This window comes from Pseudarthrobacter sp. TE3704 (assembly GCF_056279405.1).
The window spans coordinates 219,456-235,648 of the sequence record NZ_JBWCCJ010000004.1 but is presented as its reverse complement, the minus strand read 5'-3'; the positions used below and the strand labels follow the sequence as shown (position 1 = coordinate 235,648).

15 protein-coding genes are annotated in these 16,193 nt (G+C 67.1%); 9 read left to right on the top strand and 6 right to left on the bottom strand.

Features of this window, described 5'->3' with window-relative positions; genetic code table 11:
• Positions 1 to 96: 96 nt before the first annotated feature.
• Positions 97 to 1,137, top strand: coding sequence for an L-glyceraldehyde 3-phosphate reductase (mgrA, locus tag ACZ9BC_RS12160; RefSeq protein WP_476246162.1), 1,041 nt, complete (start codon positions 97 to 99; stop codon positions 1,135 to 1,137).
• 162 nt (positions 1,138 to 1,299) lie between these two features.
• A complete protein-coding gene (locus ACZ9BC_RS12155) occupies positions 1,300 to 2,385 on the top strand; it encodes an inositol-3-phosphate synthase (protein ID WP_476246161.1) in 1,086 nt (361 codons plus the stop codon).
• Between the two features lie 135 nt (positions 2,386 to 2,520).
• On the opposite strand, the gene ACZ9BC_RS12150 is transcribed toward ACZ9BC_RS12155, so the two are convergent.
• Positions 2,521 to 3,168 carry a MerR family transcriptional regulator gene (locus ACZ9BC_RS12150; RefSeq protein ID WP_476246160.1) on the bottom strand — a complete coding sequence of 216 codons (648 nt, stop codon included), beginning with the start codon at positions 3,166 to 3,168 and terminating at the stop codon, positions 2,521 to 2,523.
• A gap of 100 nt (positions 3,169 to 3,268) precedes the next feature.
• Here ACZ9BC_RS12150 and ACZ9BC_RS12145 point away from each other — a divergent pair, with 100 nt between their 5' ends.
• A complete protein-coding gene (locus tag ACZ9BC_RS12145) occupies positions 3,269 to 3,778 on the top strand; it encodes a DUF2306 domain-containing protein (RefSeq protein WP_476246159.1) in 510 nt (169 codons plus the stop codon).
• A 45-nt stretch (positions 3,779 to 3,823) separates the two neighbouring features.
• On the opposite strand, the gene ACZ9BC_RS12140 is transcribed toward ACZ9BC_RS12145, so the two are convergent.
• The 4 genes from ACZ9BC_RS12140 to ACZ9BC_RS12125 all read right to left on the bottom strand — a co-directional run bounded on the left by ACZ9BC_RS12140 (position 3,824) and on the right by ACZ9BC_RS12125 (position 9,511).
• Positions 3,824 to 4,462: an endonuclease domain-containing protein gene (locus tag ACZ9BC_RS12140; RefSeq protein ID WP_476246158.1), complete on the bottom strand. Its 639-nt coding sequence runs from the start codon at positions 4,460 to 4,462 to the stop codon at positions 3,824 to 3,826.
• 512 nt (positions 4,463 to 4,974) lie between these two features.
• On the bottom strand, positions 4,975 to 6,651 hold the full coding sequence (locus ACZ9BC_RS12135; RefSeq protein ID WP_476246157.1) for a formate--tetrahydrofolate ligase: 1,677 nt from the start codon (positions 6,649 to 6,651) through the stop codon (positions 4,975 to 4,977).
• A gap of 95 nt (positions 6,652 to 6,746) precedes the next feature.
• Positions 6,747 to 8,012: a D-inositol-3-phosphate glycosyltransferase gene (gene mshA, locus ACZ9BC_RS12130; RefSeq protein ID WP_115525194.1), complete on the bottom strand. Its 1,266-nt coding sequence runs from the start codon at positions 8,010 to 8,012 to the stop codon at positions 6,747 to 6,749.
• A 74-nt stretch (positions 8,013 to 8,086) separates the two neighbouring features.
• Entirely contained in the window at positions 8,087 to 9,511 is a 1,425-nt protein-coding gene (locus tag ACZ9BC_RS12125) for a family 4 glycosyl hydrolase (RefSeq protein ID WP_476246156.1), read from the bottom strand.
• 91 nt (positions 9,512 to 9,602) lie between these two features.
• Here ACZ9BC_RS12125 and ACZ9BC_RS12120 point away from each other — a divergent pair, with 91 nt between their 5' ends.
• The 6 genes from ACZ9BC_RS12120 to tsaD all read left to right on the top strand — a co-directional run bounded on the left by ACZ9BC_RS12120 (position 9,603) and on the right by tsaD (position 14,917).
• On the top strand, positions 9,603 to 10,694 hold the full coding sequence (locus tag ACZ9BC_RS12120) for a carbohydrate kinase family protein (RefSeq protein WP_476246155.1): 1,092 nt from the start codon (positions 9,603 to 9,605) through the stop codon (positions 10,692 to 10,694).
• Between the two features lie 72 nt (positions 10,695 to 10,766).
• A complete protein-coding gene (gene alr / locus ACZ9BC_RS12115; protein WP_476246154.1) occupies positions 10,767 to 11,987 on the top strand; it encodes an alanine racemase in 1,221 nt (406 codons plus the stop codon).
• Complete coding sequence (gene tsaE / locus ACZ9BC_RS12110; protein ID WP_476246153.1) at positions 11,984 to 12,658, top strand: tRNA (adenosine(37)-N6)-threonylcarbamoyltransferase complex ATPase subunit type 1 TsaE; 675 nt, start codon at positions 11,984 to 11,986, stop codon at positions 12,656 to 12,658. The genes alr and tsaE overlap by 4 nt, the downstream gene beginning before the upstream one ends.
• On the top strand, positions 12,658 to 13,329 hold the full coding sequence (tsaB, locus tag ACZ9BC_RS12105) for a tRNA (adenosine(37)-N6)-threonylcarbamoyltransferase complex dimerization subunit type 1 TsaB (RefSeq protein ID WP_476246152.1): 672 nt from the start codon (positions 12,658 to 12,660) through the stop codon (positions 13,327 to 13,329). Before tsaE ends, tsaB begins: the two co-directional genes overlap by 1 nt.
• Positions 13,330 to 13,349: 20 nt before the next feature.
• Positions 13,350 to 13,832, top strand: coding sequence for a ribosomal protein S18-alanine N-acetyltransferase (gene rimI, locus ACZ9BC_RS12100; protein WP_476246488.1), 483 nt, complete (start codon positions 13,350 to 13,352; stop codon positions 13,830 to 13,832).
• Complete coding sequence (gene tsaD, locus ACZ9BC_RS12095) at positions 13,829 to 14,917, top strand: tRNA (adenosine(37)-N6)-threonylcarbamoyltransferase complex transferase subunit TsaD (RefSeq protein WP_476246151.1); 1,089 nt, start codon at positions 13,829 to 13,831, stop codon at positions 14,915 to 14,917. The genes rimI and tsaD overlap by 4 nt, the downstream gene beginning before the upstream one ends.
• Positions 14,918 to 15,027: 110 nt before the next feature.
• Here the strand turns inward: tsaD and ACZ9BC_RS12090 are convergent, their stop codons facing one another.
• A complete protein-coding gene (locus ACZ9BC_RS12090) occupies positions 15,028 to 16,179 on the bottom strand; it encodes a glutamate--cysteine ligase (protein WP_476246150.1) in 1,152 nt (383 codons plus the stop codon).
• Positions 16,180 to 16,193: the final 14 nt, after the last annotated feature.

Sequence of the window (16,193 nt, the reverse complement as noted above, 5' to 3'; positions counted from 1 at the left end):
GTTTTCCGAAGTTGCGCCGCGGGTGATTGTCAGCCCGCGGCGTAACTTCTCCCACGTTGTAATGTAGCGCCGGTCACAACTGGCAGGATGGAACGTATGACTTTTTCTGCAGCGGAGGACCGCTACGAATCCATGCCCTACCGCCGCGTTGGCCGCAGCGGACTGAAGCTTCCGGCCATCTCCCTTGGCCTATGGCACAACTTCGGCGACGACAAGCGCTTCGACGAGCAGCGCGCCATTCTCCGCCGGGCCTTCGACCTCGGCGTGAACCACTTCGACCTGGCCAACAACTACGGTCCGCCGGACGGTTCGGCTGAGACGAACTTCGGCCGGCACCTGCAGGACGATTTCAAGCCTTACCGCGACGAACTCGTCATCTCCACCAAGGCCGGTTACTACATGTGGCCTGGCCCGTACGGCGAGTGGGGCTCCCGCAAGTACCTGATCTCCAGCCTGGACCAGTCCCTGCAGCGGATGGGCCTGGACTACGTGGACATCTTCTACAGCCACCGCCCGGACCCGGAAACCCCGATGGAAGAAACCATGGGCGCCCTGGATTACGCCGTGCGCTCCGGCAAGGCCCTCTATGCCGGCATCTCGTCCTACACGCCGGAGCAGACCATCGAGGCGGCCCGCATCCTGAAGGAACTCGGGACGCCGCTGCTCATCCACCAGCCCAGCTACTCCATGCTGAACCGGTGGACGGAGGACGGGTCGCCGAACCTGTATGAGGCACTTGACCAGGTGGGCGCCGGTTCCATCGCGTTCTCGCCGCTGGCGCAGGGCATGCTCACCGACCGGTACCTCAACGGCATCCCCGCCGACTCGCGCGCCGCGAAGGCCCGGTTCCTCTCCGAGGACGCCATCACCGACGACAAGCTCGCCCGGATCCGGGGGCTGCACGCCATCGCCGAGGGCCGCGGGCAGTCGCTCGCGCAGATGGCCGTCGCGTGGATCCTGCGTGACCAGCCGAAGGGGTCGCCTGTGACATCGGCGCTGATCGGTGCATCCAGCGTCCGCCAGCTTGAGGACACGCTGTCCGCCATCAACAACCTGGACTTCACCTCCGAGGAACTGGCGGCCATCGACGAATTCGCCGTGGAATCGGACATCAACCTGTGGAAGCAGCCCGTCTGACAGCCCGGAAGAATCGTTACGGGGCGGGACCGGCGGAACAAAGCCCGGTCCCGCTCTGTTAGGTACTATGAAAAGGCGCCGCGCGGCGCCGTACCAGCCGGCCGCCGTCGCACTCTCCCCGACGCACCCGGCCGGCTGACATTTTGTCTTTAAAGGAGTTCCGTGTCTTCACATCCGATCCGTGTCGCAATCGTCGGCGTAGGCAACTGCGCCGCATCGCTGGTCCAGGGCGTCCAGTACTACAAGGACGCTGACCCCAAGGCCACCATCCCGGGCCTGATGCACGTTGAGTTCGGCCAGTACCACGTGGGTGACGTCGAGTTCGTCGCAGCATTCGATGTGGACGGCAAGAAGGTCGGCAACGACCTCGCCGACGCAATCCTGGCCAGCGAAAACAACACCATCAAGATCGCCGACGTCCCGCCCACCGGTGTCACCGTCCAGCGAGGCCACACTCTGGACGGCCTGGGCAAGTACTACCTCGAGACCATCGAGCAGTCCACCGAGGAACCCGTTGACGTGGTCCAGGCCCTCAAGGACGCCAACGTTGACGTCATGGTCTGCTACCTGCCCGTTGGCTCCCAGGAAGCAGCCGAGTTCTACGCCCAGTGCGCCATCGACGCCGGTGTTGCCTTCGTCAACGCCCTCCCCGTCTTCATCGCCGGCACCAAGGAGTGGGCTGACAAGTTCACCGCCGCCGGTGTCCCGATCGTTGGCGATGACATCAAGAGCCAGATCGGTGCCACCATCACGCACCGCGTCATGGCAAAGCTCTTCGAAGACCGCGGTGTCACCCTGGACCGCACGTACCAGCTGAACGTCGGCGGCAACATGGACTTCAAGAACATGCTGGAGCGCGACCGCCTCGAGTCCAAGAAGATCTCCAAGACCCAGGCCGTCACCTCCAACGTCGAGGCCGAACTGGCCGCGAAGGACGTCCACATCGGCCCGTCCGACTACGTCCAGTGGCTCGACGACCGCAAGTGGGCCTTCGTCCGCCTCGAGGGCCGCAACTTCGGCGACGCACCGGTCTCGCTCGAATACAAGCTGGAAGTCTGGGACTCGCCCAACTCCGCCGGCGTGATCATCGACGCCATCCGCGCTGCGAAGATCGGCCTGGACCGCGGCATCGGCGGCCCGCTGCTGTCCGCCTCGAGCTACTTCATGAAGTCGCCGCCGGAGCAGTTCAACGACGACCTCGCCCGCGAAAAGGTGGAAGCCTTCATCCGCGGCGACCTGGAGCGCTAACCCCCTCCTCACGGTTTCTTGACGCTCCCTCACCTTCGGGTGGGGGAGCGTTTGCCGTATCCGACGCTCTCTCACCTCCTGCAGGTTTTCCCGGGACGCTCTCTCACTTCCTGTAGGTCTTTTAGGAACCCTCTCTCACCCTTGAGGGGCTGCGGTGCCTGATGTGTCCCCTTCGTAACGCCGAATGGCGTGGCTTGCCTGCGCGAGGGCCAGCACCTTCAGCAGCAGTTGGCTGTGCATATGCATCCCGACGGCAGCTGTGAGGATAAGTTCGTCGACGCTTTCCGGAGTGGTGGTAGCGGCAATGTCATACCGTGCGACGTCGTCCATCGCCTTGCTGTAAATGTCCAGGACCTCATCGGTCAGCTCAATGTCGAGGCTGTCCATCAGCTCGAGATGCCTGTTCAGGCCGTTTCTGGCATCGCTGGGGTAGTCCGGCCAGTTCCGGAGATGCACGACGGCGTCAGTCGCCTGGGTTCCCCTCCCGCCGCTGCCGGCGGCAGCCGTGTCCAGCTTCAGCACCACGCGCTGAACCGCCGCCAGGAGGCTCAGCCGCGGGGCGCCGTCGTCGGCCATCCTGAGGAGGCTTCGGATTTGTTCGATGTTCAGCCCGACGACGCGGCGCAGCGTCTGGATCAGCCGCAGGCGCTCCAGGTGTCGGGCGGAGTACTCCGCGCGGGTGGCATGAATGGCCTCGCCCGCCGGGAGCAGGCCTTCGCGCAGGTAGAACTTGATGCTGGCGGCGGGGACTCCCGACTGCTCACTCAAGTCTTTGAGCTGCATGCCTGCCAATCCTCCTGCCAGGGGGTGAACCCGTGGGATAGCGGACCCGCCCGCCGCTATCTTGATATGCAACATAAGATAGTAGCTCTATCCTATGAGTATGGAGCACTGGAATGCACTGCTTGTAAGCCACGTGATTGCGGCCCTGTTCGTCCTCGCCATTGGCCCCTTCCAAATCCTTCGCAGGCGTCGTGACCGCATCCACCGCACCATGGGATACCTCTGGGTGGCAGCGATGTACTACGTCTGCTTCAGCAGTTTCTGGATTGTGACGGCCGGGCACTTCACCTGGCTGCACGGGCTGTCCGCCTTCACCATCGTGACGGTCACGTTGGGTCTCGTCAGCGCCGTTCGCCGCAATATCCGGTCCCATCTGGGCAACATGATCGGCAGCTACATCGGCATCGCCGTTGCATTCGTCTTCGCCATTGCCGTGCCCGGGAGGGCCATCCCGCAGCTCCTGGCGGAAGACCCGGGCACTGCTGCCTTTGTTGCAGGTCTGGTGGTTCTCGCCGTCGTCGTAATTTTCGTTTCGCTCAAGCGCGGCGGGGGCGCGCCGGTACGTCATGGCGAACGGAATCCGACGCGCTCTCACTTCCTGCGGGTCTGAGCGCCATCCTCTCTCACCTCCTGCAGGATCCGGCCCAACGCTCTTTCACTTGATGCCGGCAAAACCGGATGCATGCGGATGATCGGTCCACCCGGTACGCAGGTGGCGCCTAATCTTGTTGATGGCCAGTTCGAAGCCGTCTGCCAAGTCCTCCTTGTTGAGCACCAGGACCGTCCAGCCAGCCAGTTCGAAGGCCTTGTCCCGCCGTCTGTCGCTCATGGACTGGGCGATCAAGAGGTGATGGTCGCCGTCGTACTGGAGCGCCAGGCGACGGTGACGGTAGCCGAGGTCGGCTGTCGGAGATATGGCATTCTGCGGCCAGAGGTCAATCTGAAGGTCTGGTTCCGGCAGGTTTGCGTCCGCCATTGCCAGGCGGAGCATAGTTTCGGGTGCGGAGTCGGCCCCGACCCGCATCAGCTCAAGGGCTTCCCGGGCGCGGACGACGCCCTGCAGGTTGGGGTGCCGCGCTACTAAAGCACGGAGCCCGTCCATTGTGTCAAACGGTTGTGATCTGCCCTCAAATTCGGTTCTTGGGATGCGGATGATCTCGTCGCCCATGCACACCAGGTCGATGAGGGACAGGCGCCTCGACATGTCGAGCCAAGTCCGTGATCGCGTACTGATTCGGATGCCATCGAGCGATTCAATGTCTTCATCCCTGGCGATGACCGTATGGCCGATCACGCCCTTACGCCGTACCGAGGGCAACTCCCTGGGCTTGCTCAGGTGCAGTTCGGTTGAATCCGACAGCCAAGGGGGCAGCAGTTGGCAGCGAAGTCGGGCTGCAGTGACGTGCGAAATCCAGGCTCCAGGCGATGCCTGGGACAACGCACGTGCAGCGGCCTCTAGCTCAAAGCTCCAGTCCGACGGCCGGTAGAGTTCCCGGCTCACATGAACGACGTCGGCTCTGCGAAGCCTGGAACCGGGGACCCCCGAGGCCCGTGCTGCACCGATTGTGAAGGGCGCTGTAGCCATAGGCGAAGGTAGAGCATCACGCATATGCATCCTGCGATTGTTACCCAAATTGGGGTGGGACTGCAGAAGTTATCCACAGGGCGTTAGCCCGCTAAAGAAGGTGAGAGAGGGTCGTAAAAAAACCTGCCAAAGGTGAGAGAGCGTCATGGGAAAAGGTGCGAAAGGTGAGAGAGGGTCGTGGGGAAACCTGCGAAAGGTGAGAGAGGGTTTGGGGGCGGGGGTTAGGTGAGGCCTACGGGGTTGCCGGCGTCGTCCACGTCCATGTGCAGGGCGGCCGGGACGGCGGGGAGGCCGGGCATGGTCATCACGGCACCGGTCAGCGCGACGATAAATCCGGCGCCCGTCTTGGGCAGCAGGTCCCGCACGTGGATGGTGAAGCCCTTGGGGGCGCCCAGCCGGGAGGCGTCGTCGGTGAAGGAGTACTGAGTTTTGGCCATGCACACCGGCATGCCGCCCCAGCCGTTCCGCTCGATATCGGCCAGTCGCTTCAGCGCCGGCACCGAAAAATCCACCCCGTCCGCCCCGTAGATCTCCTGCACGATGGTCCGGATCTTGTCCTCCACAGACAGTTCCAGCGAATAAAGGTGCCGGAAACTGTTGGGCCGGGACAGCACCTGTGCAACCAACGCGGCCAGCTCGTCCCCACCGTCACCGCCGCCGCCGCGCCCCCAGACGTCCGCAACAGCGGCAGGAACCCCTTCGGCGGCACACCACGACAGGAGCCAGTCGAGCTCCTCCTGCGTATCGGAGGAGAACCGGTTGATGGCCACGACAGGGGTGACGCCGAACTTCTCCACGTTCCGCACGTGCCGGCGCAGGTTCGCCACTCCCGACTCAAGGGCCGCCAAGTCCGGCCGGGTCAGCTGGTCCTTGGCCACCCCGCCCTGCATCTTCAGGGCCCGCACCGTGGCCACCACCACGACGGCGGACGGTGCCAGACCGCCAACACGGGCCTTGATGTCCATGAACTTTTCAGCACCCAGATCAGCGCCGAACCCGGCTTCGGTCACCACGATGTCCGCCAGCCGGCGCGCCGTCTGCGTGGCGATCAGGGAGTTGCAGCCGTGGGCAATGTTGGCAAACGGACCGCCGTGGACCAGCGCCGGCGTGCCTGCGATGGTCTGCACCAGGTTGGGCTTGATGGCCTCCTTCAACAGCAGTGCCAGGGCACCCTGGACGCCAAGGTCAGCCACGGTGACGGGAGAGCGGTCAAACGTGTACCCGAAAGTGATCCGTCCCAGCCGTTCCCGGAGATCGGCAAGATCCGTGGCAAGGCAGAACACCGCCATGATTTCGGATGCGACTGTGATGTCGAAACCGTCCTGCCGGGGGACTCCCTGGGTGGGCCCGCCAAGGCCGATGACCACCTCGCGCAGGGTCCTGTCGTTCATGTCCAGGACGCGCTTGAACGTCATGCGCCGGGGATCGATATTCAGCTGGTTGCCCTGGTAGATGTGGTTGTCCACCAGGGCCATCAGCGCATTGTTCGCTGACGTGATCGCATGGAAGTCGCCGGTGAAGTGCAGGTTGATCTCGTCCATGGGCAACACCTGCGAGTAGCCGCCTCCGGTGGCGCCGCCCTTCATGCCCAGGACCGGCCCCAGTGAGGGTTCCCGGAGCGCGATCATCACCCGGTGCCCGGCCCGGGCAAGCGAGTCGGCAAGGCCAACGGTGGTGGTGGATTTTCCTTCACCTGCCGGGGTGGGGGACATGGCCGAGACCAGCACTACCTTCCCGGCGGGAGGCGGGGCGTCCAGCCGCGCGGGATCGATCTTCGCTTTGAACCGCCCGTACTGTTCAACGGCGTCGGCATTGATCCCGGCAGCGGCAGCGACCTCCCCGATGGGCCGGATACGGGCTGCGCGGGCGATCTCGAGGTCGGTTGGGAAATCAGACATCGTTGTCCTTTCCTGGAGCGGCTGGCGCCACGAACCTGCCGGAGCACCTGCCCCTAAGCTAACAGCCCAACAGCACCAGCACCCGCAAGAGAAAATCAGGATGCGGGTACGGCCGGGACGAGCCGGGGCCCAACGTGGCGGTCGACGGCGGCATGGTAGCTTTCGAGCGTGATGGCGGCGGTGCGGGCCCAGCCGGAGTTCTGGGCACGGATGGCCGCGGCGCGCCCCATGTCCTCGCGGGTGGCGGGATCGTCGTACAGGGCTTCGAGTGCGTCGGCCCAGTCGGCGGCGTGATGCCCGTCCACCAGCAGCCCGGTCCGGCCGTGGAAGATGGCCCGGGACAGTCCGCCCACGCGGGTGGCCACCACGGGGGTGCCGCAGGCCTGGGCCTCAAGGGCCACGAGTCCGAAGGATTCGCTGAAGGAAGGCATCACCACAACGTCAGCCGCGCGGAACCAGGCCGCCAGCTCCGGCGCCTTCACCGGCGGAAGCTGCGTGACGACGTCGTCCATTTCCGCCTCGGCAACCAGCCGCCGCAGGTTGAACTCCTTGTTCCCGCTCAGCGACCCCAGAATGGTGAGCCGGAGATCGATGTCCGGCCGCCGGCGCCGGAGCAGGGCGGCGGCCTTGACCAGGATCTGGGGACCTTTCAGCCGCTGGATGCGCCCTGCGAACAGCAGGTGGAATGTGCCCGGCGCGATGCCGCGCTCGGCCCGTGACCGGGTCCGGAATGCCGGCGTGAACGTACTGAGGTCCACACCCGGCGGGGCGATATCAATGCGGTCGTACGTGGCTCCGTAGTGCGACACCAGCTCCGCCGCCTCCGAGCTGGTGTTCGCGATCAGCCGCTCCGCGCCGTCCACGATGCGGTGCTCCCCGAGCTCGCGCCGCCGCGGCTCGGGCTGCTCGCCGGACTCCAGCAGCAGGTTCTTGACCTTCGCCATGGTGTGCATGGTGTGCACCAGCGGGACGCCCCACAGTTCCGAGAGCTCCAGGCCGGCGATCCCCGACACCCAATAGTGCGAATGGATGACGTCGTACCGGCCGTGCGGCTGCCGGCGGCGGATCTGTTCAATCTCGGCCACCATGCTGTGCAGCAGGCCGGGAAGTTCTTCCTTGGGAATCTTTTTCGGCGGGCCGGCCAGGACGTTGTGCACGCAGACCCCGGGATCGGGATGTTCGACGGCGGGCTGGCCGGCCGAGGTGGCGCGGGTGAAGATCTCCACCTCGACGCCCGCTTCGGCCAGGGCGGACGCCAGTTCCCGGATGTAGACGTTCATCCCGCCCGCGTCGCCGGACCCGGGCTGCTCCATGGGGGAGGTGTGGAGGGAGAGCAAAGCGACCCTGCGGATCAATGCCACGGGACCTCCTTCCGGCCGCCGGCGCGAGTGGGTGCCGGTTCAGTGCGCATTCGATAAAACACTACTCCCTCCCCTCACGCCGGCCGATGTGTGTTAAGTCCAGGCCCTGCCCACAGCTCCCGCAGGGCAGGGAAGGCGTGCTCGTAACCAGCCAGGAGCTTTCCGGCCAGGTCCGCCGAATCGACGAGGGGGTGGCGGGCGAAGGCCTGCAGCGTGGCATCCCGGTTGCCCTCCGTCGCGGCCCGGACCGTGAGCTGTTCGACGTCCTTGACACGGCTAAGCAGCTCACGCTGCGGTTCGGGCGGCGCCTGCTGGGGCAGCGGCAGCGCGCCGTCGGGGGTTACCGTGCAGGGAAGTTCGACGACGGCGTCCGCCGGCAGTCCCGGGATGGCGGCCCGGGGCTCGGCTGCTTCAGCCGCGGCGGGCTCGGCTGCCTCGGGCAGGGAGTTTCGGGTGTTGAGGATCAGCTGGGTGGTGCCTCCTCCGGAGAGCGCGCTCATTGCGGCCAGCGCGACGCGTTCATAGCCGCCGCCAGCCAGATCGTCCTCGTCCCGGTGTTCGCCGTCGGCCCGGGCCTCGGCCAGGTAGCCTTCCTCCCGGGACTGCCGTGCCTCCTCCCAGAGACGGAACGCCTCCCCACCGGCAGCGGCCAGCCGCGGATACAGCTCCTGCTGCTGGCTGTGGATGGTCTCCCCGCGCGTGCTGGCCATCGCCTGCATTGCCTGCCGCGCTTCCCCGGCCCGGTAGTAGTAATACAGGTACTCGTTGGGCAGCGCGCCAAGGCTCGCCAGGAAGGGCTGCGGGAACAGCCTGCCTTCCTCGAAGGACTGCAGGGCGCGGGGGTCGGCGAGCAGATCCGGAAGCACGTCCCGCCCGGCGGACTCCAGCCGGTAGAGCCAGCCGAGATGGTTCAGCCCGTAGTAGCCCACGCCGTCGAGCCGTCCCTCAGGCAGCGCCACCCCGGCCGCATGCGCGGCGCGGTACACCAGGCTGCCCGCCGAGTCGCAGATGCCGATGGCCCGGCGGCCCAGCACGGGAAGCAGCGCCTCGGTGACCATGCCGGCCGGATTGGTGAAGTTGATCAGCCATGCCTCGGGACAGTGTTCCTTCATCAGCCGGGCAAGCTCCAGCATGCGTGGGATAGTCCGCAGCGCGTAGGAGATGCCCCCGGCCCCGGTGGTTTCCTGCCCCAGCAGACCGAGGTCCTGGGCCACCCGTTCATCCGCTACCCGGCCGGCGGTGCCGCCGGGGCGGATGGCCGCGAACACCATCTGCGTTCCTGCGAGGGCGTCCGGAAGGCTGGTGGTGGCGCGGACCGGAAGAGGCGCACCCGGTCCGGCGGGCATGCTCCGCAGCACGGCGGTGACGGCCTCAAGGCGGGCGGGGTCGACGTCGTACAGCACCAGTTCGGCGGCGAGGCCGGCAAAGCGGCCCGAGACCAGTGCCCGGTAGATGAGCGGCACCCGGAAACCCCCGCCGCCGGCAATCAGAAGCCGCATAACCAGCAGTCTAGGCCCGGATTGGCTTGTCCCTAAGGCAAAGCAGGGCGTCCACTATCGGATGTCAGCGGCAGGGCGTATCGTGCCGGACATGGAAGCGATCCCAGCCCGGCCTTTCGACCCCCTGGCCGGCGTCCGCTCGCCCTCCGAACCCGGGTTTGACCTCCTCCTGGCCGGAACGGTGTTCCAGGACATCATTTTCACCGGCCTTCCCCACAGCCCGGAGCCCGGCACCGAAATCTGGAGCGACGGCATGGGCAGCTGCCCCGGCGGCGTGGCCAACCAGGCAATCGCCGCCGCCCGCCTGGGACTCCGGACGGGCCTGGCCGCCGCGTTTGGCGACGACGGCTACGGCGACTTCAACTGGAAAATCCTTTCCAGCCAGGAACACGTGGACCTCAGCCTGTCCCGGCGCGTCCCCGGCTGGCACTCGCCGGTAACCGTCTCGCTCTGCGTGGAGAAGGACCGGTCCATGGTGACCCACGGGCACGCCGCTCCGGTGACGTCCTCGGAACTGATCGGCATCCCTCCTCCCGCGCTCGCCGGCATTGCGGAGGTGGGGGTTGAGGTGGAGCCCTGGGCGAAGGCGGCGCACCGGGCAGGGGTGAAGCTGTTCGGCGACGTCGGCTGGGACCCCACAGGGGAATGGGCGCCGGTCCGGCTGGAGAACCTGCAGTACTTCCACGCGTTCCTGCCCAACCAGCGCGAGGCCATGGCTTTTACCGGTAAAGATGATGCGTGGAGCGCGCTGTACGCGCTGGCGGACCGGGTCCCGGTGGCAGTGGTGACGCTCGGCCCTCAGGGTGCCATGGCGGTGGATTCCGAGACGGGGGAGGAGGAGTGGGTGCCGTCCCTTCCCGTGAAGGCTTTCGATCCCACCGGAGCCGGTGACTGCTTCGACGCCGCGTTCATCGTGGGCAGCCTGGCCGGCTGGCCGCTGGGCAACCGGCTCCGCTTCGCCAACCTGTGCGCCTCGCTGGCCGTGCAGGAGGTGGGCGGGTCGCTTGCTGCACCCGGCTGGGGGGACATCGCCGACTGGTGGAAACGCGCCAACGCCCGGCCCGAACGGCAGATGAGCCAGTGGCTGCGGCGCTTCGGGTTCCTCGCGGAAATCATCCAGGACGTCCCGCTGGCAGCGCAGCGCAGGGCCGCTGCCACCATCGCGCATCTCTCGGACGCCTAACCGCCTGTTCCGGAAACCAGCCCGCCCGGCCGTGATTATTCGGCAACAAGTGCCCGCACTAGAATCACTAAGGTGACTTACCCCGCAACAACCGGTGAATTCAGCGCTGCCCCCGGACAGGAACCCCGCTACGAGCGGTCCGCCGTGATCGACCTTGAGGCCATCCGGCACAACGTCCGCCGGCTCGCTGCTGCCGCGTCCCCGGCGAAAGTCATGGCCGTCGTCAAGGCCGACGCTTACGGGCACGGCGCCGTTCCCGTGGCGCGGGCAGCAATTGAGGCCGGTGCCTCCTGGCTGGGCGTTGCGCACATTTCCGAAGCCCTTGCATTGCGGGCCGCCGGCATCGAGGCGCCGCTGCTCGCCTGGCTGCACACCGTGGACAGCAACTTCGGCGCCGCGGTGGCCGCCGGCGTCGACATCGGCTGCTCAGGGTGGGAACTCGAACGTATCGTGGCGGCAGCCCGGGACCAGGAGCGCCCCGCCCGCATCCACCTGAAAGTGGACACCGGTCTGGGACGCAACGGCGCCACCCTCGATACCTGGGACCACCTGGTGGGCGAAGCCATGGAGTACCAGGACCAGGGGCTGCTGCGCGTGGTGGGCATCTTCTCGCACCTGGCCGTCGCAGATGAGCCGGAGCGGCCCGAAACCGACCAGCAGCTGGCGGCGTTCCGCGAAGCCCTGGCTGTTGCCGAGGACGCGGGTGTGGACCCGGAGGTCCGGCACCTGGCCAATACGCCTGCCACGCTCTCCCGGCCGGACACCCACTTCGACCTGGTCCGGGCAGGCCTGGGCATCTACGGGCTCTCGCCCTTCGACGGCCAGACCTCCGCGGAACTCGGGCTCCGCCCCGCCATGACGCTCCGGACCCTGGTGTCCCAGTGCAAGGAGGTGCCGGACGGGCAGGGCGTGTCCTACGGCCTCCGCTACCACACCAGCGGGCGCAGCACACTTGCCCTCATCCCCATGGGCTACGCCGACGGCGTGCCGCGCGTTGCAACCGGCGGCCCCGTCCGGGTGGCCGGCAGGACATACCCCGTGGTGGGCCGGATCGCCATGGACCAGATGGTGATCGACCTTGGCGACGCCGGTCCGGCCGGCACCGGTCTGCTGGGTGCCGAGGCCGAGCTGTTCGGGAACGGGGACGACGGCGGCCCCACTGCCGATGACTGGGCGCGCGCCGCCGGGACCATCAACTACGAAATCGTCACCCGCATCAGTCCCCGCGTCCCGCGCCGCTTCGTCAACGAACAGGACGCGTCCGCCGCCCTCCACACGGAGGGTGCCGCGTGAACGCCTTCCAACCGCCGGCCGTGCCCAACTGGGAAAAGACCTTCACGGCGACGACGGCGGACCAGACCCACGCGTTTGGCGCCGCCCTCGCCGGGGTGCTTGGGGCCGGGGACCTGCTGGTGCTGTCCGGCGAGCTGGGTGCCGGGAAAACCACCTTCACCCAGGGGCTGGGGGAGGGGCTCGGCGTCCGTGCCGGAGTCATCTCGCCCACGTTCGTCCTGGTCCGCATCCATCCCAACCTGCCGGACGGTCCGCGCCCCGGCGGCCCCGACCTGGTGCACGTGGACGCCTACCGCCTCGGCTCAGCCGCAGAGATCGACGACATCGACCTGGAAAACACCATGGACTCATCGGTGACGGTGGTCGAGTGGGGACATGACCGGGTGGAGCACCTGAGCGACAGCCGGCTCGAAATCGACTTGCACCGTGCCATCGGACTCAACGCCACTGCTCAGGGCGACGCTGGCCTGGGCGACTCTGCTCCGGGTGACCTCGGTGCCGGCACGTCCTCCGGCAACGGAGCCGGCACCCTGGACTTTGATACTGACGACACCGACGAGCCCCGCACCATCGTGATGCGCGGGTACGGTCCGCGATGGCCGGCCGCCCCGGAACTGGGAACCCCGGACCCGGAAACCCCGGAACCCGGCGCCCCGGAAGGGAAAAACTGATGCTGATCCTCGCTATTGACACCTCCGCCGTTGCCAGCGCAGCGCTGGTTTCGGATGATGCGCTGGAAGGCGTGGTTGCGAGCTTCTCTACTGAGGACACCCGCAGCCATGCCGAAGTGCTGGCACCCGGCATCGCGGACATGCTTGCGGACGCCGGCGTCACCGGACAGGACATCGACGCCCTGGTGGTGGGCGTGGGGCCCGGCCCGTTCACCGGCTTGCGGTCCGGAATTGCAACGGCCCGCACCCTGTCCTTTGTCTGGGGCAAGCCCCTGCACGGCCTGATGAGCCTGGACGCCGTGGCCCTGGAAGTGGCTGAGTCCACCGCCGCCGTCCCCGAATTCCTGGTGGTGACCGACGCGCGGCGCAAGGAGGTCTACTGGGCCCGCTACAGCCTGGCCGAGGGGAAGCTGCCCCGGCTCGAGGACGGTCCCCACGTCGGCTTCGCGGCGGACTTGCCGGACCTTCCAGCCTTTGGGGCCGGCGCCGGGCTCTACGCCGACACGTTGCGCGCAGATCCCGAATTCGCCCAGGAGCAGCCGGACGCGCTCTATCTGGGCCAGTTCGCGCTGGCCCGGCTGGCATCCGGCAACGGCCTCCTGGATTCCACGCCGCTGTACCTGCGTGAATCCGATGCGCAGGTGCCCGGACCGAGGAAGAGGGCACTGTGAGCACCGCACCGGATCCGCGCATGGATGGAATCACCGTGCGGGACATGACCCTCAACGACGTAACCGCCGTCAGCGTCCTTGAGCAAAAACTGTTCCCCATCGACGCCTGGCCCCTGCAGATGTTCCTGGATGAGCTGGCACAGCCGGACACGCGGCGCTACCTCGTGGCCGAAAGCGCCGACGGCATCGTGGGGTACGCCGGCCTGATGTGCATCGAACCCATCGCGGACGTCCAGACGATCGCCGTCGTCCCTGACTACGAGGGCCGGGGGATCGGCAGCACGCTGCTGTCCGCCCTCATCAATGAAGCCCGCCGCCGGTACGCCGCAGACCTCCTCCTCGAAGTCCGCGCGGACAACCCGCGGGCGCAACGGCTCTACCTGCGCTTCGGGTTCGAGCAGATCCACGTCCGCCCCCGGTACTACCGCGACGGCGTCGATGCCCTGATCATGAGGCTCCAGCTCACCGGCGACGAGGAAACACGTGAAGGAGGCCAGCCATGAACCGTTCCCAGCCACTGGTCCTGGGCATTGAATCATCCTGCGACGAGACCGGCGTAGGCATCGTCCGCGGCACCACGCTCCTGACCAACACCGTGTCCTCATCCATGGACGAGCACGTCCGCTTCGGCGGCGTCATCCCGGAGATCGCCTCGAGGGCCCACCTGGACGCGTTCGTGCCAACGCTGGAGCAGGCGCTGTCCGACGCCAGCGTCAGCCTGGACGAGGTGGACGCCATCGCCGTCACCTCCGGCCCCGGACTCGCAGGCGCACTGATGGTGGGGGTCTGCGCCGCGAAAGCACTGGCGGTGGCCACCGGGAAGCCGCTGTACGCCATCAACCACCTGGTGGCGCATGTGGGCGTGGGGCTCCTGGAAAGTAACGGCAACGAGGCCCCGCAGCTGCCCGAAAACCTGGGCGCCCTGCTGGTATCCGGCGGACACACCGAAATCCTCAGGATCAACAGCATCACCGACGACGTTGTGCTGCTGGGCTCCACCATCGACGACGCCGCGGGGGAGGCCTACGACAAGGTGGCCCGCATCCTGGGCCTGGGCTATCCCGGCGGACCGGCCATCGACAAGGTGGCCCGCACCGGCAACCCCAAGTCCATCCGCTTCCCCCGGGGCCTCAGCCAGCCCAAGTACATGGGCACGGCGGAGGAGCCGGGCAAGCACCGCTACGACTGGTCCTTCAGCGGGCTGAAGACCGCCGTGGCCCGTTGCGTGGAGCAGTTCGAGGCACGGGGCGAGGACATCCCGGTGGCCGACATCGCCGCCGCATTCCAGGAAGCCGTGGTGGACATCATCTCCTCCAAGGCCGTCCTGGCCTGCCGGGAGCACGGCATCAAGGACGTCCTGCTGGGCGGCGGCGTTGCGGCAAACTCGCGACTGCGTGAACTGACCGGCCAGCGCTGCGCCTCGGCGGGCATCCGGCTCCACGTGCCGCCCCTGGACCTGTGCACGGACAACGGCGCCATGGTGGCCGCGCTCGGCGCGCAGCTGGTGATGGCCGGAGTGGAACCGAGTGGAATCAGCTTCGCGCCGGACTCCTCCATGCCGGTCACCTCGGTGTCGCTTCCCGCCTGAAGCCTGCAGGCCCGGCGAACCGTCGCGGGGCACTTTGGGGGCGCCGCCGTCGTGAATCACGACGGCGGCCGGCGTGTCCGTGCCGAAGTGCCCCGTTACGGCGGGGGAGGTCAGGCGGTGGGGCCGTTCCGCATCTGCTTGACGAGGTCCAGCACCACGGCCTGGAGGTCCCCGCCGTGCTCGGCGGCCACCTTCCGCTGGCGCTGGTAGCCGGCGCCGCGGCTGATGATCTTCTCCACGTCCGCGAGTTCGTCCGCGCACCCAAGCTTGGCCGCCACAGGCTCCAGCCGGTTCAGGGTCTCCAGCAGGTGGTCCGTCACCAGCTGTTCCTTGCCCGCGGCGTCGAGGATGATGATGGCGTCCATGCCGTAGCGGGCGGCCCGCCACTTGTTCTCCTGGATGTGCCAGGGCGGCATGGTGGGGATGGTGCCGCCGTTGTCCAGGGTGGTGGAGAATTCGTCCACGAGGCACTGGGTGAGCGCGGCGATGGCGCCCACCTCCTCCAGCGTGGCCAGGCCGTCGCAGATGCGCATTTCGATGGTGCCCAGGTTCGGGACCGGCCGGATGTCCCAGCGGATCTCGGAGAGGGTGTCGATCACGCCGGTGGTGAACATGTCCTGGACGTAGGACTCGTATTCAGCCCAGGACTGGAACTGGAACGGCAGGCCGGCCGTGGGCAGCTGCTGGAACATCAGGGCGCGCTGGGACGCGTAGCCGGTGTCCTCGCCGCCCCAGAACGGGCTGGACGCGGAGAGCGCCTGGAAGTGCGGGAAGTAGTTGACCAGCCCGTCGAGTACCGGGAGGGCCTTCTCCCGCCGGTCCAGCCCCACGTGCACGTGCACGCCGTAAATCACCATCTGCCGGCCCCACCACTGGGTACGGTCGATCAGCTTCGCGTAGCGGGCCTTGTCCGTCACCGGCTGCAGCTGCGGCGGGCTGAACGGGTGGCTGCCCGCACAGAAGAGTTCCACGCCCATCGGGTCCGTGATCTCCCGGACGGCGGCCAGGGACCGGCTCAGGTCCTCCTTGGCTTCGGCGGCCGTTTCACAGATACCCGTGACCAGCTCCACCGTGTTCAGCAGCAGTTCCTGCTTGATGTGGGGGTGTTCGTCGTCCTCGTTCAATTCCGGATGGCGGGAGGCCACGCCGCGGAGCACTTCGTTGGCCACAGAGGCGAGCTCGCCGGTGCTGCCGTCCACCAGCGCGAGCTCCCATTCAACACCAAGGGTTGACTGCCTCGATGAAGCGAAGTCAATCTTCACGCGTTTCCTTACTG